Below are 23102 nucleotides of genomic sequence, written 5' to 3'. Positions count from 1 at the left end.
AGCGGCCTCGAATGCTTTTTGCAAACCGGCGTCAGCGCGCGCGCCACTCACCGAGGCGGGCACGCAAACGTGCCGCGCATTGACTGTGCAACTGACTCACCCGCGACTCGCTGACCCCCAGAACCTGGCCGATCTCCTTCAAGTTCAACTCTTCGTCGTAGTACAGCGAAAGCACCAGCTTTTCACGTTCCGGCAGGTTGCTGATGGCCTCGGCCAGCGCCTGCTGAAAACGCTCGTCTTCGAGATCACGAAACGGCTCGGGATGCGCGCTGGCGGCATCTTCACCGAACTCTCCGTGCTCGCCTTCCTGAAGCAGATCATCAAAACTGAACAGGCGGCTGCCCAGAGTGTCACCCAGAATGCCGTAGTACTCATCCAGACTCAATTCAAGTTCGGCTGCAACCTCGTGATCTTTAGCGTCGCGACCGGTTTTCGCCTCGATGGCCCGAATCGCCTCGCTGACCATGCGCGAGTTGCGGTGCACCGAGCGCGGCGCCCAGTCGCCCTTGCGTACCTCATCGAGCATGGCCCCGCGAATGCGAATACCGGCATAGGTTTCGAAGCTCGCGCCTTTTCCCGAATCGTATTTCTTCGATGCCTCGAGCAGCCCGATCATGCCGGCCTGCAGCAGATCATCCACCTGCACGCTCGCCGGCAAGCGCGCCAACAGGTGATAGGCGATGCGCTTGACCAACGGCGCGTACTGGTCGATGAGCTGGTATTGCGAGTCTTTTGCCTGAGCCTTGCTGTAATACATACCCAATCCAGCCGGTGTCATTCGTGAGTGTCTGCGGCGGGCCTGACAAGGCGCTCCACAAAGAACTCCAGATGGCCGCGCGGAGTTGCCGGCAGCGGCCAGGTATCCACTTTCTGTGCGATGGCCTTGAACGCCAGCGAAGACTTGGCGCGCGGGTACGCCTCATAGACGGCACGCTGCTTCTGTACGGCCTTGCGCACAGATTCGTCGTAGGGCACCGCCCCCACATACTGTAGCGCCACATCGAGGAAGCGCTCGGTCACCTTGGCCAGTTTGGCGAACAGATTGCGCCCTTCCTGCGGTGCGTGTGCCATGTTGGCCAGCACGCGGAAACGGCTGATGCCGTAGTCACGGTTGAGCAACTTGATCAGGGCATAGGCGTCGGTAATCGACGTCGGCTCGTCCGTCACCACCAGCAGGACTTCCTGTGCGGCGCGGACGAAACTCACCACACCATCACCGATACCGGCGGCGGTGTCGATGATCAGCACGTCGATATCATCGCCAATGTCGCTGAATGCCTGGATCAGCCCAGAGTGCTGCAGACTGGACAGCTGCACCATGCTCTGGGTCCCGGAAGCCGCGGGCACGATGCGTATGCCGCCCGGCCCCTGGATCAGCACATCGCGCAGATCACATTCGCCGGCGATGACATCGGCCAGGGTACGCTTGGTGGTCAAACCCAGCAGCACATCGACGTTGGCCAGGCCAAGGTCGGCGTCGAGCAGCACCACCCTGCGACCGAGATCGGCCAACGCCAGCGCCAGATTGACCGACACGTTGGTCTTGCCGACGCCACCCTTGCCGCCAGTCACTGCAATCACCTGTACGGGATGAGTACCCATTTTCACACGCCTATATCTTGCTGGGGCCACAGGGCCATCGATGCGTTCAGCCGGAACGCGTCTTCATTGTCTGTATCACGGGACCAAGCCTTCATCCGACCTTCCGTGATGATCCGTTGTACAACCCGGTAAACATGTCTGCCATGGTCTCCTCGCTGGGAGACTCGTCCAATTGCAGGCTTACCGCCCGACTGACCAATTGATGACTGCGAGGCAACTGCAGGTCATCAGGGATGCGCGGTCCATCGGCCAGATAGGCTATCGGCAGATGCTGGCTAATCGTTAGCCCAAGCACGTCACCCAGGCTACCGGCCTCATCCAGCTTAGTCAGGATGCAGCCCGCCAGCCCGCAACGGCGATAGTTGTGCCAGGCTGCCTTCAATACCTGGCTCTGGCTGGTTGCCGCCAGCACCAGGTAGTTTTTCGATTTGATGCCACGATCGGCCAGGGTTTCGAGCTGCATGCGCATCATCGCATCACCTGCCGGAAGCCCGGCGGTATCGACGAGAATCAGGCGTTTGCGCGCCAGGGGCTGCAGCGTCTTGCCCAGCGGCTGGGCAGGGTCGATCTGAACGACTGGCACATCGAGGATACGACCCAGCGTTCTCAGTTGCTCCTGAGCGCCGATACGGTAGTTGTCCATGCTCGCCAGGGCGATACTCTGCGGCCCGTACTTGAGCACGTAGCGCGCCGCCAGCTTGGCCAGCGTGGTGGTCTTGCCGGCACCGGCCGGGCCGACCAGAGCGATGACGCCGCCCTCTTCCAGCGGCTCGACCTTGCTGACCTTGATCGATTGCGCCAGATGCGCCAGCAGCATGCGCCATGCCTGACGCGGCTCGGCCACGGTGGACACCTTCTCCAGCAGGCTGCGCGACAGATCAGCCGGCAGGCCGATACGCTGCAGACGGCGCCAGAGGCCAGCCTGCTGCGGGCGGCGGCTTTGCTCCTGGCCCCAGGCAATGGAGCCCAGCTGCACTTCGATCAACTCGCGCAGGCCTTGCAACTCACTGTGCATGGCCTCGACCGCACGGGAATCGAGCGAAGCCGTCGGTGCGGAAGGTGTCGCCTGGGCGACCGCAGCCGGCTTATCGTCAAGCAGTTGACGGTCCTTGCCGGCCTGCGCGCGTGACGGCGCACTCAGCTCGGCGTGGGCGCTGGCGATTCGCGCCTGGGTCTTGCGCAGTTCGGCCTCGAGCGCCGCATTCGGTTGCTTCGAGACGACCGGTTCCATCGGGTAATCGAGCACAGCGGTCAGCTCGACGCCGCCGGCGACACGGCGATTGCCCGTAATCACGGCATCGGCGCCCAGCTCGTCACGAATCATCTTCATGGCGATGCGCATGTCGGCTGCGAAGAAACGTTTGACCTGCATGGCCTGTACCCTCGGTTAATTCTGACCCACCGTCGCAACGATGGTGACCTGCTTGTTATCCGGTATTTCCTGGTAGGCCAGGACATGAATGCTGGGGACCGACAGGCGGGCGAATCGCGACAGCATCGCGCGAACCGGGCCAGCTACCAGCAGAATCGCCGGTTTGCCCAACATTTCTTGACGCTGTGCGGCATCTACCAGTGACCGTTGCAACTTTTCGGCCATTCCCGGCTCCAGGAGAATACCATCGTCGGCCCCCTGGCCAGCCTTCTGCAGACTGTTGAGCAATATCTGTTCCAATCTGGGTTCCAGAGTAATCACAGGCAGCTGCGGCTCTAGTCCCACAACGTTTTGCACGATTGCACGGGAAAGCGCGACCCGCACCGCCGCCACCATCGCGGCGGGATCTTGACTCTTGGCCGCGACATTGGCGATGGCCTCGGCGATGGTGCGGATATCACGCACCGGCACCTGCTCCTGCAGCAACGCCTGCAGCACCTTGAGCAGCGTCGAGAGGGAAATCATCCCCGGCACCAGCTCCTCGGCCAGCTTGGGCGAACTCTTGGCCAGCAACTGCATCAGTTGCTGGACTTCCTCGTGCCCCAACAGCTCATGGGCATGCTTGTGCAGGACCTGATTGAGGTGAGTCGCGATCACGGTGCTGGCATCGACCACCGTGTAGCCGAGCGACTGCGCCTGATCGCGCTGGCCGGCCTCGATCCACACCGCCTCCAGACCGAACGCCGGGTCCTTGGCCGCGATGCCGTTGAGCGGGCCGAACACCTGCCCCGGATTGATCGCCAGCTCGCGATCGGGATAGACCTCGGCCTCGGCCAGGCTCACGCCCATCAGCGTCAGCCGATAGGCATTGGGCAGCAGGTCGAGGTTGTCGCGGATGTGCACCGATGGCATCAGGAAGCCCAGGTCCTGGGAAAGCTTCTTGCGCACGCCCTTGATCCTGGCCAGCAGTTGCCCGCCCTGGTTGCGGTCGACCAGCGGGATCAGCCGGTAACCGACTTCCAGGCCGACCATATCCACCGGCGTGACGTCGTCCCAGCCCAGTTCCCGGGTTTCCGCCGCACGCTGTGCCGGGAGCATTTCCTGCTGCGTCTGGACTTCCTGCTCAGCCTTCAGCTTGACCTGCTTCTGGCGATGCCAGATCCAGTAGGCGCCGGCTGCGGCCACGGCACCGAGCCCGAGAAACGACATATGCGGCATGCCGGGAACCAGGCCCATGGCAATCATCAGCCCCGCGGATACGGCGAGCGCCTTGGGCGAGGCGAACATCTGCCGGTTGACCTGCTGGCCCATATCCTCGGAGCTGGTGACGCGAGTGACCATGATCGCCGCCGCAGTGGACAGCAGCAGCGACGGAATCTGCGCCACCAGGCCATCACCGATGGTCAGCAACGCATAGATCTGCCCGGCTTCGGAGAAGCTCAGGCCATGCTGGAGCATGCCGATGCCCATCCCGCCAAGCAGGTTGATGAACAGGATCAGCAGGCCGGCAATGGCGTCACCGCGAACGAACTTGCTGGCACCGTCCATGGAACCGTAGAAATCGGCTTCCGAAGAAACCTCGGTGCGGCGCTTTTTCGCTTCCTCCTGATCGATCAGGCCCGAGTTCAGGTCGGCGTCGATGGCCATCTGCTTGCCCGGCATGGCGTCGAGGGTGAAGCGCGCGCTCACTTCGGAAATACGCCCCGCACCCTTGGTCACCACGACGAAGTTGATGATCATCAGAATCGCGAAGACCACGATACCCACGACGTAATTGCCGCCGATCACCACATTGCCGAAGGCTTCGATCACATGACCGGCGGCGGTGCCCCCCTCATGACCGTGAATCAGCACGACCCGGGTAGAGGCGACGTTCAGCGCCAGACGCAGCAGCGTGGCGACCAGCAGCACGGTTGGAAAGACGGCGAAATCCAGCGGTCGCAAGGCATACACGCTGACCAGCAGCACGACGATGGACAGTGCGATATTGAAGGTGAACAGCACGTCCAGCAGGAACGGCGGCACCGGCAACATCATCATGCCGAGCATCACCAACAGCAGCAGCGGCACGCCGAGATTGCCTCGGCCAGCGCTCGCCAGGCCATTGCCTATCTGGATGATTTGCGTGCGATCCAATTTGAACCCCGGTAGAGCAGAACAAAGAATTGACGCAAACGCGCCCTGCCTCGGCTATAGCAAGAAGGGGTCCAACTTGCCGAGCCGCCATCTGCCCGGCCCGACCGCCATCGAACCGAGCCAGTCCCTGACAGTCTCAAATCCAGGGCCGTCGACAGACAGAAACGCCGATGCCCTTTCCGGCAGCAGTTGCCTCACCTCACTTAACAGGAGTCTTGCCATGAAACAGTGGTTTATCGCGGCACTCGCCAGCTGCACGGCGCTGGGCCTGCAGGCCGAAACCCTCAGCGTGCCGATCAATGCCGTATCGGCCCAGGGTGTCGGCGAATCCCTCGGCAACGTCAGGATCGAAACCAGCCAGTACGGCCTGGTATTTCGTCCCGAACTGTCCGGCCTCGACGCCGGCACCCATGGCTTCCATCTGCATGCCAAGGGCAGCTGCGAGCCCGCCGAAATCGACGGCAAAACCACCTCTGCAGGTGCAGCAGGCGGGCATTGGGACCCGAAGAACAGCGGCAAGCACGGCGAACCCTGGGGCGATGGCCACCAGGGCGATCTGCCGGCGCTGATGGTCGATTCCCAGGGCAAGGCCAACCAGCCGGTTCTCGCGCCCCGGCTGCAGAGCCTCGGCGATATCAAGGGCCTGGCGCTGATGGTGCACAAGGGCGGCGACAACCACGCCGACCATCCCGAGCCACTCGGCGGAGGCGGCGCCCGGGTCGCTTGCGGGGTGATCAATTAAAAGCCGAAAAAGAGCGCTGGAAGCTGAACGATATTGAAATCATCCCGCTTTCCAGCCTCCAGCGCTCTTGTCGGCTTTATGCGTCCCGACGCAAATCCGGCGGAATCGGCAGGTCGTTCAGGGGCTCGGGCCGCTTGCCCTTGCCCGAGCGGTACTGGCGCAGCTGGTAGACATAGGCCAGCACCTGCGCCACTGCCAGGTAGAGGCCAGCCGGGATTTCCTGTTCCAGCTCGGTGGAGTAATACACCGCCCGCGCCAGCGCGGGCGATTCGAGCACGGTCACCTGATGCTCCTGAGCGATCTCGCGAATCTTCAGGGCCACGAAGTCGCCACCCTTGGCCACCAGTATCGGCGCACCGCCCTTGCCGCCGTCATATTTCAGCGCCACGGCAAAGTGGGTCGGGTTGGTGATCACCACATCGGCCTCCGGCACGGCCTGCATCATCCGCCGCTGGGCTGCCTCGCGCTGCAGCTGGCGAATCCGCGACTTGACCTCGGGCTTGCCCTCGGCGTCCTTGTATTCGTCCTTGACCTCCTGCTTGGTCATCATCAGCTTCTGCTTGTTGTCCCAGAGCTGGAAAGGCACGTCCACCAAGGCGATCAGAATCAGCCCACAGGCCATCCACAACGCACACCAGCCGACGACTTCCACGCTATGGGCAATGGCCAGCTCCAGCGGCTGCTTGGCGATGGACAGCAGATCGTCCTGATAGGCATTGAGCACCAACAGCGCCACCGTCAGCACCACCAGGAACTTGCCGAGCGCCTTGAGCAGCTCCACCAGCGCCTTGGCCGAGAACATCCGCTTGAGGCCCGCGCCCGGATTCATTCGGCTGAACTTCGGTGCCATCGCCTTGGCTGAAAACAGCCAGCCCCCCAGCGAGATCGGACCGACGATGGAGACGATCAGCAACACGATCAGCAGCGGCATGATCGCTTCCAGCGCAAGCAAGCCGCTGTTCACCAGCAGCCTGACCATGGAGCTCTCATCCAGCAAGGCTTCACGGCTGAGGTCGAAACTGCCCTGCATCATCATCATCAGGCTACCGGCCAGACCCGCACCGGAGGCCAGCAGGCCGCCGATGCCACCCAGGGTAACGGCCACCGTATTCAGTTCACGGGAACGCGCAAGCTGTCCTTTCTCACGGGATTCACGTAGCCGTTTGGCCGTGGGTTCCTCGCTTTTTTCGGCGCCGTTTTCGTTCTCAGCCATACAGGGCCTCCCGACGAATCGAAGAACACAGTCGCATCAGAGGCTGATTTCAACGCAGCCTGGTCGAGCGTAGTAATTTGTAAACACCCTCTCAGCGTACGCCTATCAGTTCACGCAACATCGCCAGCGCCTCGCTGGCAAAACCCTGATATTGCGCCAGGATATCGCCCATGCCGAGCCAGACGATGACCAGGCCCAGCACCAGCGTCAGCGGAAAACCAATGGAGAAGATATTCAACTGCGGCGCGGCCCTGGTCATCAGGCCGAAGGCGAGGTTGATCACCAGCAGCGCGGTGATGGCCGGCAGTACCAGCAGCAAGCCGGCGCCCAGCACCCAGCCGAGCTTGCCGGCCACTTCCCACAGGTGATTGGTGCCGACCAGCCAGCCGCCGATGGGCAGGGTGACGAAGCTTTCCGTGAGAATCTCCAGCACCACCAGGTGCCCATTCATGGCCAGGAACAGCAGGATCACCAGCATGTTGAAGAACTGGCCGAGCACCGGCACCGAAACACCATTGGCCGGATCGACCATGGAGGCGAAACCAAGGCCCATCTGCATGGCCAGCATCTGCCCGGAGACGATGAAGACCTGAAAGAACAGCTGCAGCACGAAACCCAGCATCACGCCGATCAGAATCTGCTCGGCGATCAGCACCAGCGCCTGCCCACTCAGCGCCTCCACCACCGGCCCGGCAGGCAGCCCCGGCACCAGCACCACGGTAATGGCCAGGGCCAGATACAGCCGCACCCGCATCGGCACCAGCTGGGTGCCGATGATCGGCATGCTCATCAGCAGCGCCGCGATGCGAAACAGCGGCAGCAGAAACTGCCCTACCCAGGCGCCGATCTGCGCATCGCTCAGGGCAAACATCAGCCGATGATCAACGGAATGTTCTGGATCAGGTTCTCGGTGTACTCCATCAACTTGCGCACCAGCCATGGCCCCGTCCAGATCAGCGTCATCAGCATGACCAGCAGACGCGGCAGGAAGCTCAGGGTCTGTTCGTTGATCTGCGTGGCGGCCTGGAACATCGCCACCAGCAGGCCCACCAGAAGGCTCGGCATCACCAGCACACCGACGATGGTGGCGGTCATCCACAGACCGCCACGAAACAGATCGACCGCAACTTCGGGTGTCATCGGCGTACTCCCAAGCAGGCCGTTGAAAAATGTAGGCGAGGCAGGCAAGACAAGGCGAAAACAGGCGAGGAACGGACCGGGCTCGCGTACGAGTTTAGTGGCCTAAATGAGCAGGCCGAGCCTGTTTTCAACGCAGTATTGCCAACGCAGGTAGTTTTTCAACGGCCTGCTAAAGTGTTCCGAAACTTCCAGCAAGCGTGCCAATGATCAACCCCCAGCCATCGACCAGCACGAACAGCATGATCTTGAACGGCAACGAGATGATCAGCGGCGACAGCATCATCATGCCCATCGCCATCAGCACGCTGGCCACCACCATGTCGATGATCAGGAACGGGATGAAGATCATGAAGCCGATCTGGAACGCCGTCTTCAGCTCGGAGGTGACGAAGGCCGGCACCAGAATGGTCAGCGGCGTGGCTTCAGGCGTCTGGATATCGGTGCGCCGGGACATCCGCACGAACAGCGCCAGATCGCTCTCGCGGGTTTGCGCCAGCATGAAACCCTTGAGCGGCACTTCGGCGCGGGCAATCGCCTCCTGGGCCGACAACTGTTCATTCAGATAAGGCTGCACCGCCTCGTTATTTATCCGCTCGAATACCGGCGCCATGATGAACAGCGTGAGGAAGATCGTCAGGCCCACGAGGATCTGGTTCGATGGCGTCTGCTGCAGGCCCAGCGCCTGACGCAGGATGGAGAAGACGATGATGATGCGGGTGAAGCTGGTCATCAGCATGACGAATGCCGGGATGAAGCTCAGCGCCGTCATGATCAGCAGAATCTGCAGACTGACCGAATATTCCTGCTGCCCCTCGGCATCTGTGCTCAGGGTGATCGCCGGGATCGACAGGGGGTTGTTGCCCTGGGTGATCAGTGCGCCGGCATCCTGGCCCACAGCGAACGGGGCGGCCAGCACCAGCATGACCGCCAGCAACAATCGAAGCATCAGGGCTTGTCCTTTTGATCCCGACCCAGCAGCTCCATGAGACGCTGGGCGAATTCCGGGTTGGCGGGTTCGGCATCCGGCAGGTGCACCGGCTCTTCAAGTACATGCAAAGGCGTAATACGACCGGCGCTCAGGCCAAGCAGTATCTGCTCGCTGCCCACCTGCACCAGCAACAGACGCTCACGCGGGCCGAGGGCATGGCTGGAGATCAACTTGATGGCCTGGTTGCCGCGCGGGTTGAGCCGCTGCATCCGTCGCAGCACCCAGGCCAGCAGAAAGATCAGACCGATCACCAGCAACAGACCCAGCAGCAGCTTGCTCAACTGCCCGCCCACGTCGACGCCACTCATGTTCGCCGAAGATTCGGCGGCCATGACCGGCAAGGCCAGCAGCAGCGCAAGGAAGGCCAGGATTCGCATGTCAGCGCAACTTCTTGATGCGTTCGCTCGGGCTGATCACGTCGGTGAGGCGGATGCCGAACTTCTCGTTCACCACCACCACTTCACCGTGGGCGATCAGGGTGCCGTTGACCAGCACATCCAGCGGCTCACCGGCCAGCCGGTCGAGTTCGACCACCGAGCCCTGGTTGAGCTGCAGCAGGTTGCGGATGCTGATCTCGGTACTGCCGACTTCCATGGAGATCGATACCGGAATATCGAGGATCACATCCAGATTCGGCCCCTCGAGCCCGACCGAAGCCGAGCTCACTTTCGGGCTGCTGCCGAACTCCTCCAGCGGAGCCCGCGGCGGTGCCGCAGCCGCCGGAGCCGCTGCCGGCCCCTGATTCAACAACGCATCGATATCGTCCTGGTTGGCATCACCCGCCTCGGCCAGCGCCGAAGCCCATTCATCGGCAAGCGCCTGCTCATCGGTAGATGTGTGTTCCTGTTCGTCTGCCATCGCAAATCCTCGACCGGCTAATAAATGATAAGGCCCGAATCAGCGTGAACGCATCACGGATTCCAGCACCTGCAGGGAGAGGTTGCCCTTGTGCGCGCCGAGCTTGACCTTGAAGGTTGGCATACCATTGGCGCGCAGGATCATGTCTTCGGGCATTTCCACCGGAATGACATCGCCCGGCTGCATGTTGAGGATGTCGCGCAGCTTGAGCTGACGCCGCACGACAGTGGCGCCAAGCGGTACGTTGACGTCAAGGATATCCTCGCGCAGAGCCTTGGACCAACGCTCGTCCTGGTCGCTGACATCCGACTGGAAACCGGCATCGAGCATCTCGCGGATCGGCTCGATCATCGAATACGGCATGGTTACATGAAGATCGCCACCACCGCTGTCGAGTTCGATATGGAACGTCGAAACGACCACTACCTCGCTGGGGCTGACGATATTGGCCAGGGCCGGATTCACTTCCGAATGCACGTATTCGAAATTGACATCCAGCACCGCATGCCAGGCCTCCTTCAGGTCGAGGAAAGCCTGTTCCAGCACCATGCGCACCACGCGCAATTCGGTAGGAGTGAATTCACGGCCCTCGATCTTGGCATGGCGACCATCACCGCCAAAGAAATTGTCCACCAGCTTGAACACCAGCTTGGCGTCGAGAATGAACAGCGACGTCCCGCGTAGCGGCTTGATCTTCACCAGATTGAGGCTGGTGGGCACGTACAGCGAATGGATGTACTCGCCGAATTTCATCACCTGTACGCCACCCACCGAAACGTCCGCCGAGCGGCGCAGCAGGTTGAACATGCTGATGCGTGTGTAGCGGGCGAAGCGCTCGTTGATCATTTCCAGGGTGGGCATGCGGCCACGGACGATGCGGTCCTGGCTGGTCAGGTCATAGCTCTTGATGCTGCCCGGTTCGGAATCGCCTTCGGTATCGACCAGGCCGTCGTCGACCCCATGCAGGAGCGCGTCGATCTCGTCTTGCGAGAGCAGGTCTTGAACAGCCATCTGCGAGGCCCCTATTGAAGTACGAAGTTGGTAAACAGCACTTGCTCGATGGCCAGTTTGCCGATTTCCTTCTGGGCCAGCTCCTGAACGCTGGCGGTGGCCTGCTGGCGCAACATCTCCTGCCCCACGGGGGTAGCCAGTGAAGCGAACTCCTGGCTGGAGAAGAGCATGACCAGTTGATTGCGCAACAGGGGCATGTGTTCCTTCAGCGCATCCAGCGCCGCCTGATCGCGCGACATCAGGGCGACGCTCACCTGCATGTAACGCTGGCGACCGCCGGTGTTGCTGAAATTGACCACGAATGCCGGCGCCAGCACTTCATAGATGGCAGCCTGACGCTGAGGCGCCGCCTGGCTGCCTTGCGCCGCATCCGGACTTTTCGGCTCGCCCTTGTTCATGAAATACAGCGTGCTGCCCACCGACACTCCAACGGCCAGCAACAGACCGAGTACGACCAGAACGATCAGCTTGAGTTTACGCTTGCCGTCCGCCGGAGCCGCAGCAGCGGGACTCGCTATATCCGGGGGACCCTGTGTTTTAGCCATGCCAAATATCCGTCATCACGCGTGATTTCATGTCGTTCAATGAGTTGGGAGCAACTGCTGTGCCAAAGTATCGGCCAGTGAGGGAGCACAGTAAATGACCAGCGGCCTGAGGGATTTCCGAATAAAGAGCTGCGCATTATCCCCGGAAAGCAAAAACCGGGCACCAACAGCCTGTTGGCACCCGGTTCTTTGAACCCACGTGAAAGGCGTCAGGCGTAGTAATCCACCAGCCCGCGCGCATCACCAGCCCTTGCACCGCTGATTTCCATCGAGCCCTGAACCACCTCCCCCTCATCACCGGCCAACCCGGCAATGGCACCGCCACGCCCCTCACGCGACTCGGCGTCGCCTTCGCCCTGGCGACCGTGCGCGGACTGATCCGATACGTTCACATCCATGCTCATGCCCTGCTGCGAGAACATGTCGCGCAAGCGCTGCATCTGCCCTTCCAGCGTTTCACGAACGCCGGCGTGAGGGCTGAGGAAGGTCACCTGACTGTGCTCCTTGCTCATGTCGATGCGAATTTCCATGCGGCCCAGTTCGGCCGGGTCGAGCTGTATTTCCGCCGACTTGAGGTTCTGGCTCGACAGCCACATCACCCGATCAACCACCGCCTCGCTCAGTCCGGGCTGCTGCATTTGCAGCGGCTGTCCCGGGACCAGTACGGGGCGCTGTGCCTGCTGGGCCTGATTTTGCTGGGAAATCGCCTGCGTCAGGGTATTGAGCCGGTCAGGCGCGGCATCAACGGCACTGCTGCGGCCCTCCTTCGGCGCGATCTGCTGATCGAGCAGCTCGGCAAAATCCTCCTCAAGCGAAAACGTCTCGCCATCCTCGCTGGCCATCTCGTCTGGAAGCAGCTTCGCGGAAAGGTACGCTTTCGCTTCGGTAACAGCCTCACCTTCAGCCAAGCCTTGCGCGGGCAACATTTTCTGCGCTGTCGCCTGGGTCTCGACCAGCGAATGCTGCGCCATCAACGAATCCTCGGCCTCCGGCGCGGCGTCGGAGGCTGTCATGGGCACTTGCCCCTGCGGCCAACCTGTCAGGAGTTCGCCATCTGGTGTTTGCAGTGCCTCATCCGCACCTTCGGCTTGCCCACCCATACCCAGTAACAGCAACGGATCGAGCTCGACTTCAGCCCCCTGCTCCGCCCCCTCGGTTACCGGCAAGTCGTTGCCAGCCTCGGCAAGGCCCGGCGTTTGCGTGCCGCTTTTCTCGGCGGTTTCATCTGCGGACTTGTCTTTGCCGGACGTGTTGCGCGCGGCAGTGGCAGCGCCATCCTGACGCTCGACAGGTTTGCCTTGGCGCTCCCTGGCATAGACGTCGGCAAAGCTGGAAGCATTGTCCCGGCCGGCTTGCGAAGCATTCCTGGAAGAGGTGCTCGCGGTCTTGGCGACTGTCGCCGGCGCCTTGGTGTTGAGCAATAAATCAGGAGAAACGGCCATGAATAGTTCCGCTTGAAGTAATGAGTTGTGTAGCCCCTGAGTCAATCTCAAGCAAACTCCGGGCCAGTAACAAGCTCAGGATATCGATTCCGTAGCGCCGTCTCAGCCAGGCCCACAAAAACGCTGGCGCTCGGCACGATAGAGAATCCGCACAATGGCAAACTCGCGTTCGATTCGCTCGATCAGTTCGCACGCCTCTTCAAGCTGTCCGCGCTGCGCGGTCTCTTCCAGGGCATGGCAATGTTCGGCCAGCAGGGCGGCGCCCATGTTGCTGCAACTGCCCTTGAAGCTGTGCGCCGCCTGGCGAAGGCGCTCTGCGTCAGCACTTCGGCAGGTCGTCTGCAGCAGGCGCAGCCTTTCCTCGGAATCGCCAAGAAAGGTATCCAGCAACTGCGGGTATTCAGCCTCCATTACCTGCTGGAGTTTCAGCAGGACACTCGCGTCCAGATGATCGGCCACGGCACTGCTCCCGGTTCTCAATCAAGCCTATCCAGTCGGCCCCAGTCCCTACGCTGAGCATGCGCTGCAAACTGCTCTGCCACCGTCATGGTCACCGTGGCCTTACGCATTTCGTCAACAATTTGACCAGAGCCCATAATCTGTCACCGCAAAATTCAATCCTGCCTCGGGCGGCCCGCCAGACGCTGTGAAAACTCGTCGAGCAGCTTCTGCTCGCGCTTGTCGGCAGCGGTTCGCGCTTCCTGCAGATAACGCTCGACCAGCTTGCGCAGGCCGTCCAGCCGGGCACGGCGCTGCTGCCATTGCTCGCGCAGCTTGTTCAGGTTGGCCTGGTGCCAGTCTACGCTGCGCTGCTGCTGGCCGATGGCCGATTCGAGCTGTGAAAGGAAACGCTGATAGTTGACCAGCCACTGACCGGACACGCCCTGACTGCCCTGCGTCATCCATTGCTGCTGGTAATCACTGAAATACTGGCGCAACTCGCCCAGCTTGGCTTCGGCCTGGGAAAGCTGGGTCTGGCCCTGGCCGAACAGACGTGCGGCCTCGCGCTCGGCACGCTCGGCCATATCGATCACCGGGGCCAGGCGGGCCGCTCGACTCGCAGGCAAGGGTTAGCCGCCGGGCCGGGGATTGAACACGGTGGCCAGCAAGGCTTCGCTCTGCGCCAGGTGCTCGGACTCGTTCAACCCCTGGCGCAGGTAGCCAACCATCTCGGCCTGTCGGGCGATAGCCAGGTCGGTCTCCGGATCGCCACCCGGCACATAGGCGCCGACGCTGATCAGATCGCGGCTCTGCTGGTAACGCGACCAGAGCTGCTTGAAGCGCTGCGAATGGCGCACATGCTCGGCGCTGACCACTTGCGGCATCACCCGGCTGATGGAGGCTTCGATATCGATGGCCGGGTAGTGACCTTCCTCGGCCAGGCGCCGGGACAGCACGATATGGCCATCGAGCACACCCCGCGCGGCATCGGCGATGGGGTCCTGCTGGTCGTCACCTTCCGACAGCACCGTGTAGAAAGCCGTGATCGAACCACCGCCCTCCTCGGCATTGCCGGCGCGCTCCACCAGGCTCGGCAGCTTGGCGAACACCGAGGGTGGATAACCCTTGGTCGCCGGCGGTTCGCCAATGGCCAGGGCAATTTCGCGCTGGGCCTGGGCGAAACGCGTCAGCGAATCCATCAGCAGCAGCACGTTCTTGCCCTTGTCGCGAAAATACTCGGCGATACGGGTGCAGTACATGGCCGCGCGCAGGCGCATCAACGGCGCTTCGTCAGCTGGCGAGGCGACCACCACGGAGCGCTTGATGCTCTCTTCGGTGAGGATGTTCTCGATGAATTCCTTGACCTCGCGGCCCCGCTCGCCGATCAGCCCGACGACAATGATGTCGGCCTCGGTGAAGCGGGTCATCATGCCCAGCAACACCGACTTGCCCACGCCGGTGCCGGCGAAAAGCCCCAGACGCTGGCCGCGACCGACCGTCAGCAGGCCGTTGATGCTGCGAATGCCGACGTCCAGCGGTTCGCTGATGGGGTGGCGCTTGAGCGGGTTGATCACCGGGCCGTCCATTGGCACCCAGTCCTCGGCCTTCATCCCGCCCTTGCCATCCAGCGCCCGCCCGGCGCCGTCGAGCACCCGACCGAGCATCGACATGCCCATCGGCAGCCGCCCGGTATTGGGTAATGGCACCACACGGGCACCCGGCGCGATGCCGGCCAGGCTGCCGACCGGCATCAGGTAGAGCTTGCCGCTGGAAAAGCCCATCACCTCGGCCTCGACCTGGGAGGGATGGTAGCTGTCCTCGTTGATCACCAGGCAGCGGCTGCCAACGGCGGCGCGCAGCCCTTCGGCCTCCAGTGTCAGGCCGACCATACGCAACAGCCGACCCTCGAGGATCGGCTGGCTGGGTAGTTTGATCGCCTCGCCGTAAACCTCTAGGCGCCTGGCGAAACTGGTCCGGTCAAGGCGCATCGGAGCTCTCTATATCCGTGCCCTTGCCTGGATGCAGATCCAGATGCAGATCCGCTTCGGGCGGGCTGGTGGCATTCTCGCGCTGTTGCTCGAACAGCTGCTTGATCGCCTGCGCCAGCCGCGTTTCGATGCTGGCGTCGATACGGCTGTGTTCGGTTTCGATCCGGCAACCGCCGGGCAGCAGGTCTGCGTCCTCGACGATCTTCCAGCTTTCCTCGTGACGCTCGCGCAGCCCCTTGACCAGCTCGAAGTCCTGCGGATTGATATGGATGCGCACGTTGCCGGCGCCCATGGGCAGCAGCTTCAGGGCTTCGCGCAGCACCTGGTGTATCTGGCTGGAATCGGTCAGCAGGTCGCGCTGGATGACCTCCCGGGCCAATTGGCTGACCAGCGTGACCATGGCGTGTTCAAGGTTGCGATCCTGTTCGGCGATAGGGTCGAGCAGTTGCGTCATCAGCCGCTCCAGGCTGTCGAGCCGGGGCGCCAGGGCCGCCTCGGCTTCCTGCCGGGCCTTGAGCTGACCGGCATGGAAGCCGTCCTTTTCGCCGGTGCTGAAACCTTCGTTGTAGGCCTCCTGGCGAATCGCCTCCAGCTCATCGAGGGTCAGCGGCTTGACCTCCTCGACGGGCACATCTTCGCTATGGGAAAGCTCTTCGGCATCAGCCGGCCCGATTTCGTCGGACGCCGGCGGCTCTTCGCCCGGCTCGTCGAAACTCGGCAAGGCCCAGCGATCGAAGACATTGATGTCCTTCGCGCGGATGACATCGCTGGGGTTTTCCCTGGACATGGTTTAGATCATCTCTTCGCCGCCCTTGCCGCCGAGCACGATTTCTCCGGCTTCGGCCATGCGACGGGCAATGGTGAGGATTTCCTTCTGGGCGCTCTCGACTTCGCTGATGCGTACCGGCCCCTTGGCTTCCAGGTCGTCACGCAGCAATTCGCCGGCGCGCTTGGACATGTTCTTGAAGACCTTTTCCTTGATCGCCTCGTCGGCACCCTTGAGCGCCATCACCAGCACCTCGGAGGATACTTCACGCAGCAACGTCTGGATGCCCCGGTCATCGACATCGGCCAGGTTGTCGAAGACGAACATCAGGTCTTCGATCTGCGCCGACAGGTCTTCGTCGATGTCGCGGATGGCGTCCATCAACTGGCCTTCGACCGAGCTGTCGAGGAAGTTCATGATGTCGGCGGCGCGCTTCACGCCCCCCAGGGTCGCCCGGCTGGTGTTGGAGTTGCCGGAGAACTGCTTCTCGAGAATCTGGTTGAGCTCCTTCAGGGCCGCCGGCTGCACGGTATTGAGCGAGGACACACGCAGGACGATGTCCAGCCGCGCCTTGTGGTCGAAATGCGACAGCACCTCACCGGCCTGATCCGGGTCGAGGTAGGCCACGACGATGGCCTGGATCTGCGGGTGCTCATAGCGAATCACGTCGGCAACCGCGCGCGGCTCCATCCACTTGAGGCTGTCCAGACCGCTGGTGTTGCCGCCCAGCAGGATGCGGTCGATCAGGCCGCCGGCCTTGTCTTCGCCCAGCGCCTGGGTAAGCATCTTGCGGATATAGCCGTCGGAACCCACACCCAGGCTGGTCTGATCGCCGACGATCTCGACGAATTCGCTCATCACCCGCTCGACCTGGTCGCGATGGATGTTTCGCATCTGCGCCATGGCCGTGCCCACGCGCTGCACTTCCTTGGGACCGAGATGGCGCAGCACCTGCGCGGCATCGGCCTCGCCAAGGGACAACAGCAGGATCGCGGCCTTGTCGACCTTGTTCAGCTTGGTGGCAATACGGGCATCACTCATCGGCGTTGATCCACTCTTTGACGACCTGGGCCACCCGGCCCGGGTCTTCAGCTACCAGATTCTTGATGGCATTCAGTTGCGCATCGTATCCCTCGGTCGGGCTCGGCAGCATGATGCTCTGCGGCCCGCTCAGGCTGACCCGATCACTGGCCAGCGCACCCTCGGCATCCACGTCGCCCAACTCGGCGTCACCGCCGACCGGCTGCAGCTCCTTGCCCTTGCCGGCATGGGTCAGGTTATTGAGTACCGGGCGCAGCACGCCGAACACCAGCACCAGGATGAACAGCACGCCGAGCACCTGCTTGACGACGTCCCAGAACCACGGCTGCGAATAGAACGCCGGCTCTTCGAAGGCTTCATCGAAGGAGTCAGGCGCAAAGGGCGCATTGATCACGCTGACACTGTCGCCACGGCTGGCATCGAAGCCCACGGCGTCCTGCACCAGGCGGGTGAAGCGCGCCAATTCTTCGGCGGTTCGCGGCACCCGCGTGGCTTGTCCGTCGGCGTCAATCGCGACCTGATCGTCCAGCACCACGGCAACCGACAGGCGGCGCAGGCGTCCCTGTTGCTGCTTGGTGTAGCTGATGGAGCGATCCAGTTCATAATTGCGCGTCGATTGCTCGCGTTTGTCTGCCGGATACGGTGCCAGCATCGGCTGGCCGGTCACCGGGTCCATGATCTGCTGGCCGTTGGCGTCCAGCAGGGGCTGACCAGGTGCGACGGCACCGGCGGCGGCCTGTCCGGCCAGGGCATTTTCCGGTGCCGTGGCCGGGCCTGGCGGCTGGTTGCTCAGCGCGCCCGGGACGCCTTGCGGACCGAGGCTGCTCTGGCGCTGTTCGTTGACGCTCTGTTCGCTGCGCAGCGCCGGCTGATCGGGGTTGAAGGTTTCCGAGGTGGATTCGACGGCGCTGAAATCGACATCGGCGGACACTTCGGCCTTGTAGCGGCCACTGCCCAGCACCGGCTGCAGGATGTTATGCACGCGCTGGGTATAGAGGCTTTCCATGCGGCGGCTGTAGTCGAACTGCTTGCCGGCCATGCTCAGCTCGGTCAGCTCCTGCTGGTCGGACAGCAGATTACCCTTCTGGTCCACCACGGTGATCTGCGACTTGTTCAGCTCCGGCACGCTGGTCGCCACCAGGTTGATGATCGCCATTACCTGGCTCGGCTCGAGGCTGCGCCCCGGGTAGAGTTCCACCAGTACCGAGGCGCTGGGCTTGCGCTCGTCGCGAACGAATACCGAACTTTTCGGAATCGCCAGGTGCACGCGCGCGGCCTTGACATTGTTCAGGCTGGAGACGGTACGCCCCAGCTCACCCTCCAGACCACGGCGATAGCGGGTGGCCTCCATGAACTGGCTGGTGCCAAGCCCCTGCTCCCGGTCGAGGATTTCAAAGCCGATATTACTGTCAGCCGGCGCGATGCCGGCACTGGCGAGCCGCAGCCGCGCCCGGGCGAGATCGCCCGCCTTGACCAGCAAGGCGCCGGAAGTGGGCTCCACGGTGTAGGCGATATCGGCAGCCGCGAGGGTTTCCATGACCTGATTGGCGTCCATGCCGGCAAGGCTGCCGAGCAGCGGACGGTAGTCCGGCTGCTGCGACCAGAGCACCACGGCAAAACCTATGGCGACACTCGCAGCCAGCCCGACAAGCAGGCCGATCTGCCGCAGCATCGACATTTCGGAAAGATTTTCCAGGAAGGACAGGCCAAGCAGAGGCTTCTTCGGCTCACCCGAATCAACCGTCACTGGAACCTTGCCAAGTGCGTCAGCCATCGTTCAACCCTGCCTCAAACCGGCATCTGCATGATGTCTTGATAGGCCTGAACCAGCTTGTTGCGTACCTGGGTCATGGCCTGAAAGGAAACGCTGGCCTTCTGCGAAGCGATCATGACATCGGTCAGATCGATACCGCCCTGCCCCATCTCGAAGGCAGTGGCCAGCTGGTTGGAGGCTTGCTGGGTTTCATTCACCTTGTTGACCGCTTGCCCGAGCATCTCGGAAAAGCTCGGCGCGCCGACCTCGGGAACGGCAGGCTCCGGCTTGGAACGTGCCATGGCATCGGTCTGCATGGCCCGCATTTCCAGCATCAAGCGATTGAATTCAACACCTTGGCTCATCTTGTCCTCCAACAGCTGCGGTTTTTTTGACGCTTCGCAGCGAGCACGTTCGTAATAGCAACATCGGTGCCAGTCTGGGAGCGCGCCCGAGTGGAGGCTGCCGAGGAAGTACAACCAAGCGTTTCTGTCTTCCTTGCAGGCTGTGGTTTACGTCTTTTCGCTGCTTTTACTCCGCTCGTCGGGTCGGTGAAGCGTGACCCGACCTACAAACCCCAACCATGCGTAGGTCGGATTAGCCGAAGGCGTAATCCGACGATGCGCGATATAATCCGGCGAACGACCTCGACCCCGCCCGTCGGGTCGGTGAAGCATGACCCGACCTACAAAACCCCAACCATGCGTAGGTCGGATTAGCCGAAGGCGTAATCCGACGATGCGCGATATAACCCGGCGAACGACCTCGCCCCCGCCCGTCGGGTCGGTGAAGCGTGACCTGACCTACGAGGCTGTAACGCTCATCATGCCGCTGGCTGTATGGTGACGCGCGCAAGCGGGGCGCTTAGGCTTGGGCGCAAACAATCCAACAAGGACAACCATGCCGGCCCCCTCCCGCCTGCTCTCTCGCCCACTCGCCGACAGTTCGCCATCGACCATAGTCGCCGGCTTCATCGCCATGCTCACCGGCTATACCAGCTCGCTGGTCTTGATGTTTCAGGCGGGTCAGGCCGCCGGACTCAGTAGCGGCGAAATTTCATCATGGATCTGGTCACTGTCGATCGGCATGGCGATCTGCAGTGTCGGGCTTTCGCTACGCTACCGCACCCCGGTGGTAATCGCCTGGTCCACGCCTGGCGCGGCGCTGCTGATCAGCAGCCTGCCCGGTGTTCCCTATGGCGAGGCCATCGGCGCCTTTATCTTCGCCTCCGCACTGATTGCCCTGTGCGGCCTGACAGGCAGCTTCGAACGCCTGATGCGCAGAGTGCCGGCTTCGCTCGCGGCGGCGCTGCTGGCCGGCGTGCTGTTCAACATCGGCATCGAAATCTTCCGGGCAGTGGAGGTAGAGCCCTTGTTGGTGCTGGGGATGTGCTTCGGCTACCTGCTGGCCAAACGCCTGCTGCCGCGCTACGCGGTGCTCACGGCCCTGATCGTCGGCTGCGCGCTGGCCGCTGGCCTGGGCCTGCTGGACTTCCGGCAGCTGAGTCTGGAAATCGCGGTGCCGGTCTGGACCACGCCGGCGCTGTCGTTCGCGGCCATTTTCAGTATCGGCATCCCGCTGTTCGTGATCGCCATGGCCTCGCAGAACATGCCGGGATTGGCGGTACTGCGCGCGGAGGGCTATCAGGTGCCAGCCTCGCCACTGATTTCCATCACCGGCATCGCCTCGGTGCTGCTGGCCCCGTTCGGCTCCCATGGTATTCATCTGGCAGCCATTACCATGGCCATCTGCAGCGGACCGGAGGCGCATCCCGATCCCTCCCGGCGCTATACCGCTGCGGTCTGGTGCGGGCTGTTCTACGGCATTGCCGGTATTTTCGGGGCGACACTGGCAGCCCTGTTCGCCGCCTTTCCGGCGGCGCTGGTGCTGTCCATCGCAGCGCTGGCCCTGCTGGGCTCGATCGGCAGCGGCCTGACCCAGGCCATGCAGCTGCCACGCGAGCGCGAGGCGGCGCTGATCACCTTCATGGTCACCGCATCCGGGCTGACGCTGTTCGGCATCGGCTCGGCGCTGTGGGGGCTGGTCGCCGGCGTGCTGACGCTATGGATCCTCAATGGGCATAAAGCCGCGAACTGAGCCAGATACCGATATCACTCGGACAGATACCCCTGCATTCCAGCCTGCCGGCTTTGCTTGCGCGGCTGCTATCGGACGGCTAAACCAAGGGTTTTGCAAACACGCAGAGGTTTCCATGAATCAGATCAACCGCCAGTTCCTGCTGGCCAGGCGTCCCGTCGGCACGCCCGGTCGTGACACCTTCGAATTCGTCGAGAAGCCTCTGGGCGAGCCCGGCCCGGGCCAGATTCTGGTCCAGGTGCAATACCTGTCGCTGGACCCGGCGATGCGCGGCTGGATGAACGACGCCAAGTCCTATATCCCGCCAGTCGGCATCGGTGAAGTCATGCGCGCACTGGGCGTCGGCAAGGTGATCGCCTCCCGGCATCCGGGGTTTGCCGAAGGCGACTACGTGAACGGCGCGCTGGGCGTGCAGGCGTACTTCCTCGGCGAGCCGAAGGGCTTCTACAAGGTCGATCCGAACCAGGCGCCGCTGCCACGCTACCTTTCCGCACTGGGCATGACCGGCATGACCGCCTACTTCGCCCTGCTCGCCGTGGGCGAACCCAAGGCCGGCGAAACCGTAGTGCTCTCGGGGGCTGCGGGCGCGGTGGGCAGCGTTGCCGGGCAGATCGCGAAAATCAAGGGCTGCCGCGTGGTGGGCATCGCCGGTGGCGCCGACAAGTGCCGCTTCCTCACCGAGGAGCTCGGCTTCGACGCAGCCATCGACTACAAGAGCGAAGACGTGGCCGCGGGCCTCAAGCGCGAGTGCCCCAAGGGTGTCGACGTCTATTTCGACAATGTCGGCGGCGACATACTCGACGCCGTGCTGACACGCCTCAGTGTGGGTGCCCGCGTAGTGATCTGCGGCGCAATCAGCCAGTACAACAACAAGGAAGCGGTCAAGGGGCCGGCGAACTACCTGTCGCTGCTGGTCAACCGCGCACGCATGCAGGGCATGGTGGTCACCGATTACGTTTCACGCTACCCGGAAGCCATGCAGGACATGGCCGGTTGGCTGCAAAGCGGCGAGCTGAAGAGCAAGGAGGACATCGTCGAAGGGCTGGAAACCTTCCCCGAGACGCTGATGAAACTCTTCACCGGCGGCAATTTCGGCAAGCTGGTGCTGAAGGTCTGACCCGCTCCCAGGCGCTTCTCGCGTTTCAGCCATCACGCCGTAGGGCTGAGTTTATTCATGAATGTGCAAGGCCGAATACATTCGGCCCTACGAGCCTTGCGGCATGAAGGTTATGCCAGGGAAGCAGAACCCAGTTCGGCCACCACGGCGGCCAGCGCCTGGGCCGGATCGGCGGCTTGGGCGATGGGACGCCCGATGACCAGATAATCCGAACCCGCCGCCATCGCCTCGGACGGCGTCAGGATGCGCCGCTGGTCATCGGCGGCGCTGCCGGCAGGGCGAATGCCCGGCGTCACCAGTTGCAGCTGCGCGAACTGCTCCTTCAGGGGTTGGGCTTCCTGCGCCGAACACACCAGTCCGTCCAGGCCGGCCTGCGCCGCCAGCCCGGCCAGGCGCAGGACCTGCTCCTGCGGCGGCAGATCCAGGCCGATACCGGCCAGGTCCGCCTGTTCCATGCTGGTCAGCACCGTCACGCCGATCAGCAGCGGCTGCGCCCCGTTCACCTTGTCCAGCGTCTCGCGACAGGCCGCCATCATCCGCAGGCCGCCCGAGCAATGCACATTGACCATCCACACACCCAGTTGCGCCGCGGCCTTGACGGCCATCGCGGTGGTGTTGGGAATGTCATGGAATTTCAGATCCAGGAACACCTCGAAGCCCTTGGCCTGCAAGGCTTCGACCACCTGCGGCCCGCAACGGGTGAACAGCTCCTTGCCGACCTTGACCCGACACAGCGTCGGATCGAGTTGCCCAGCCAGTGCCAGCGCGGCCTCATGGGAAGGAAAATCGAGCGCAACAATGATGGGCGTCTGGCAGGTCATGGCGAAGTCCTTGGCAAAATTCGGCGCGT

24 protein-coding genes are annotated in these 23102 nt (G+C 62.6%); 3 read left to right on the top strand and 21 right to left on the bottom strand.

Annotated elements, in window-relative coordinates:
* Positions 1-31: 31 nt before the first annotated feature.
* The 4 genes from fliA to flhA all read right to left on the bottom strand — a co-directional run bounded on the left by fliA (position 32) and on the right by flhA (position 5110).
* Positions 32-757 carry an RNA polymerase sigma factor FliA gene (gene fliA, locus ACYCFC_RS02625; protein ID WP_181082320.1) on the bottom strand — a complete coding sequence of 242 codons (726 nt, stop codon included), beginning with the start codon at positions 755-757 and terminating at the stop codon, positions 32-34.
* A gap of 17 nt (positions 758-774) precedes the next feature.
* Complete coding sequence (gene fleN, locus ACYCFC_RS02620; protein ID WP_181082321.1) at positions 775-1602, bottom strand: flagellar synthesis regulator FleN; 828 nt, start codon at positions 1600-1602, stop codon at positions 775-777.
* 91 nt (positions 1603-1693) lie between these two features.
* Positions 1694-2974, bottom strand: coding sequence for a flagellar biosynthesis protein FlhF (gene flhF, locus ACYCFC_RS02615; RefSeq protein ID WP_459653076.1), 1281 nt, complete (start codon positions 2972-2974; stop codon positions 1694-1696).
* 15 nt (positions 2975-2989) lie between these two features.
* Positions 2990-5110 carry a flagellar biosynthesis protein FlhA gene (gene flhA, locus ACYCFC_RS02610; RefSeq protein WP_459653075.1) on the bottom strand — a complete coding sequence of 707 codons (2121 nt, stop codon included), beginning with the start codon at positions 5108-5110 and terminating at the stop codon, positions 2990-2992.
* Positions 5111-5330: 220 nt separating this feature from the next.
* Between flhA and sodC the strand changes: the two genes are divergently transcribed.
* Complete coding sequence (gene sodC, locus ACYCFC_RS02605; RefSeq protein WP_459653074.1) at positions 5331-5852, top strand: superoxide dismutase [Cu-Zn] SodC; 522 nt, start codon at positions 5331-5333, stop codon at positions 5850-5852.
* 76 nt (positions 5853-5928) lie between these two features.
* Here sodC and flhB read toward each other — a convergent pair whose 3' ends face one another.
* From flhB to fliE, 16 genes are all read right to left on the bottom strand, one after another.
* Positions 5929-7065: a flagellar biosynthesis protein FlhB gene (gene flhB, locus ACYCFC_RS02600; protein ID WP_181082325.1), complete on the bottom strand. Its 1137-nt coding sequence runs from the start codon at positions 7063-7065 to the stop codon at positions 5929-5931.
* A 91-nt stretch (positions 7066-7156) separates the two neighbouring features.
* On the bottom strand, positions 7157-7936 hold the full coding sequence (gene fliR, locus ACYCFC_RS02595) for a flagellar biosynthetic protein FliR (RefSeq protein ID WP_459653073.1): 780 nt from the start codon (positions 7934-7936) through the stop codon (positions 7157-7159).
* Entirely contained in the window at positions 7936-8205 is a 270-nt protein-coding gene (gene fliQ, locus ACYCFC_RS02590; RefSeq protein WP_181082327.1) for a flagellar biosynthesis protein FliQ, read from the bottom strand. Before fliQ ends, fliR begins: the two co-directional genes overlap by 1 nt.
* Positions 8206-8374: 169 nt before the next feature.
* Positions 8375-9151, bottom strand: coding sequence for a flagellar type III secretion system pore protein FliP (fliP, locus tag ACYCFC_RS02585; RefSeq protein ID WP_181082328.1), 777 nt, complete (start codon positions 9149-9151; stop codon positions 8375-8377).
* Positions 9151-9570, bottom strand: a complete 420-nt coding sequence (fliO, locus tag ACYCFC_RS02580; RefSeq protein ID WP_459653072.1) for a flagellar biosynthetic protein FliO — start codon at positions 9568-9570, stop codon at positions 9151-9153. Before fliO ends, fliP begins: the two co-directional genes overlap by 1 nt.
* A 1-nt stretch (position 9571) precedes the next feature.
* The gene (gene fliN, locus ACYCFC_RS02575) at positions 9572-10051 is read right to left on the bottom strand and encodes a flagellar motor switch protein FliN (protein ID WP_459653071.1); all 480 of its coding nucleotides are present in this window, start codon (positions 10049-10051) and stop codon (positions 9572-9574) included.
* A 39-nt stretch (positions 10052-10090) separates the two neighbouring features.
* Positions 10091-11062 carry a flagellar motor switch protein FliM gene (gene fliM / locus ACYCFC_RS02570; protein WP_181082331.1) on the bottom strand — a complete coding sequence of 324 codons (972 nt, stop codon included), beginning with the start codon at positions 11060-11062 and terminating at the stop codon, positions 10091-10093.
* An 11-nt stretch (positions 11063-11073) separates the two neighbouring features.
* Positions 11074-11607 carry a flagellar basal body-associated FliL family protein gene (locus tag ACYCFC_RS02565; RefSeq protein WP_181082332.1) on the bottom strand — a complete coding sequence of 178 codons (534 nt, stop codon included), beginning with the start codon at positions 11605-11607 and terminating at the stop codon, positions 11074-11076.
* Positions 11608-11816: 209 nt separating this feature from the next.
* Complete coding sequence (locus tag ACYCFC_RS02560) at positions 11817-13049, bottom strand: flagellar hook-length control protein FliK (RefSeq protein WP_459653070.1); 1233 nt, start codon at positions 13047-13049, stop codon at positions 11817-11819.
* Between the two features lie 102 nt (positions 13050-13151).
* Positions 13152-13460 carry an Hpt domain-containing protein gene (locus ACYCFC_RS02555; RefSeq protein ID WP_459653944.1) on the bottom strand — a complete coding sequence of 103 codons (309 nt, stop codon included), beginning with the start codon at positions 13458-13460 and terminating at the stop codon, positions 13152-13154.
* 203 nt (positions 13461-13663) lie between these two features.
* Positions 13664-14116, bottom strand: a complete 453-nt coding sequence (gene fliJ / locus ACYCFC_RS02550; RefSeq protein WP_459653069.1) for a flagellar export protein FliJ — start codon at positions 14114-14116, stop codon at positions 13664-13666.
* 3 nt (positions 14117-14119) lie between these two features.
* The gene (fliI, locus tag ACYCFC_RS02545) at positions 14120-15478 is read right to left on the bottom strand and encodes a flagellar protein export ATPase FliI (protein WP_181082335.1); all 1359 of its coding nucleotides are present in this window, start codon (positions 15476-15478) and stop codon (positions 14120-14122) included.
* Positions 15468-16265: a flagellar assembly protein FliH gene (gene fliH / locus ACYCFC_RS02540; RefSeq protein ID WP_181082336.1), complete on the bottom strand. Its 798-nt coding sequence runs from the start codon at positions 16263-16265 to the stop codon at positions 15468-15470. Before fliH ends, fliI begins: the two co-directional genes overlap by 11 nt.
* Before the next feature lie 3 nt (positions 16266-16268).
* Positions 16269-17285, bottom strand: a complete 1017-nt coding sequence (fliG, locus tag ACYCFC_RS02535) for a flagellar motor switch protein FliG (protein ID WP_181082337.1) — start codon at positions 17283-17285, stop codon at positions 16269-16271.
* Positions 17278-19059 carry a flagellar basal-body MS-ring/collar protein FliF gene (gene fliF, locus ACYCFC_RS02530; RefSeq protein WP_181082338.1) on the bottom strand — a complete coding sequence of 594 codons (1782 nt, stop codon included), beginning with the start codon at positions 19057-19059 and terminating at the stop codon, positions 17278-17280. The genes fliG and fliF overlap by 8 nt, the downstream gene beginning before the upstream one ends.
* 14 nt (positions 19060-19073) lie before the next feature.
* The gene (gene fliE / locus ACYCFC_RS02525; protein ID WP_181082339.1) at positions 19074-19403 is read right to left on the bottom strand and encodes a flagellar hook-basal body complex protein FliE; all 330 of its coding nucleotides are present in this window, start codon (positions 19401-19403) and stop codon (positions 19074-19076) included.
* A 535-nt stretch (positions 19404-19938) separates the two neighbouring features.
* On the opposite strand from fliE, the gene ACYCFC_RS02520 reads away from it, so the two are divergent.
* Together ACYCFC_RS02520 and ACYCFC_RS02515 are read left to right on the top strand one after the other, a co-directional pair.
* Positions 19939-21135: a benzoate/H(+) symporter BenE family transporter gene (locus ACYCFC_RS02520; RefSeq protein WP_459653068.1), complete on the top strand. Its 1197-nt coding sequence runs from the start codon at positions 19939-19941 to the stop codon at positions 21133-21135.
* A gap of 115 nt (positions 21136-21250) precedes the next feature.
* Positions 21251-22252, top strand: a complete 1002-nt coding sequence (locus tag ACYCFC_RS02515) for an NADP-dependent oxidoreductase (protein WP_459653067.1) — start codon at positions 21251-21253, stop codon at positions 22250-22252.
* A gap of 110 nt (positions 22253-22362) precedes the next feature.
* On the opposite strand, the gene pyrF is transcribed toward ACYCFC_RS02515, so the two are convergent.
* Positions 22363-23073 (bottom strand): orotidine-5'-phosphate decarboxylase, encoded by a 711-nt coding sequence (gene pyrF / locus ACYCFC_RS02510; RefSeq protein ID WP_459653066.1) that lies wholly within the window; start codon positions 23071-23073, stop codon positions 22363-22365.
* Between the last annotated feature and the right edge of the window lie 29 nt (positions 23074-23102).

It is taken from the genome of Stutzerimonas sp. NM35 (assembly GCF_054604355.1).
This window is presented reverse-complemented; position numbering and strand designations above follow the sequence as displayed.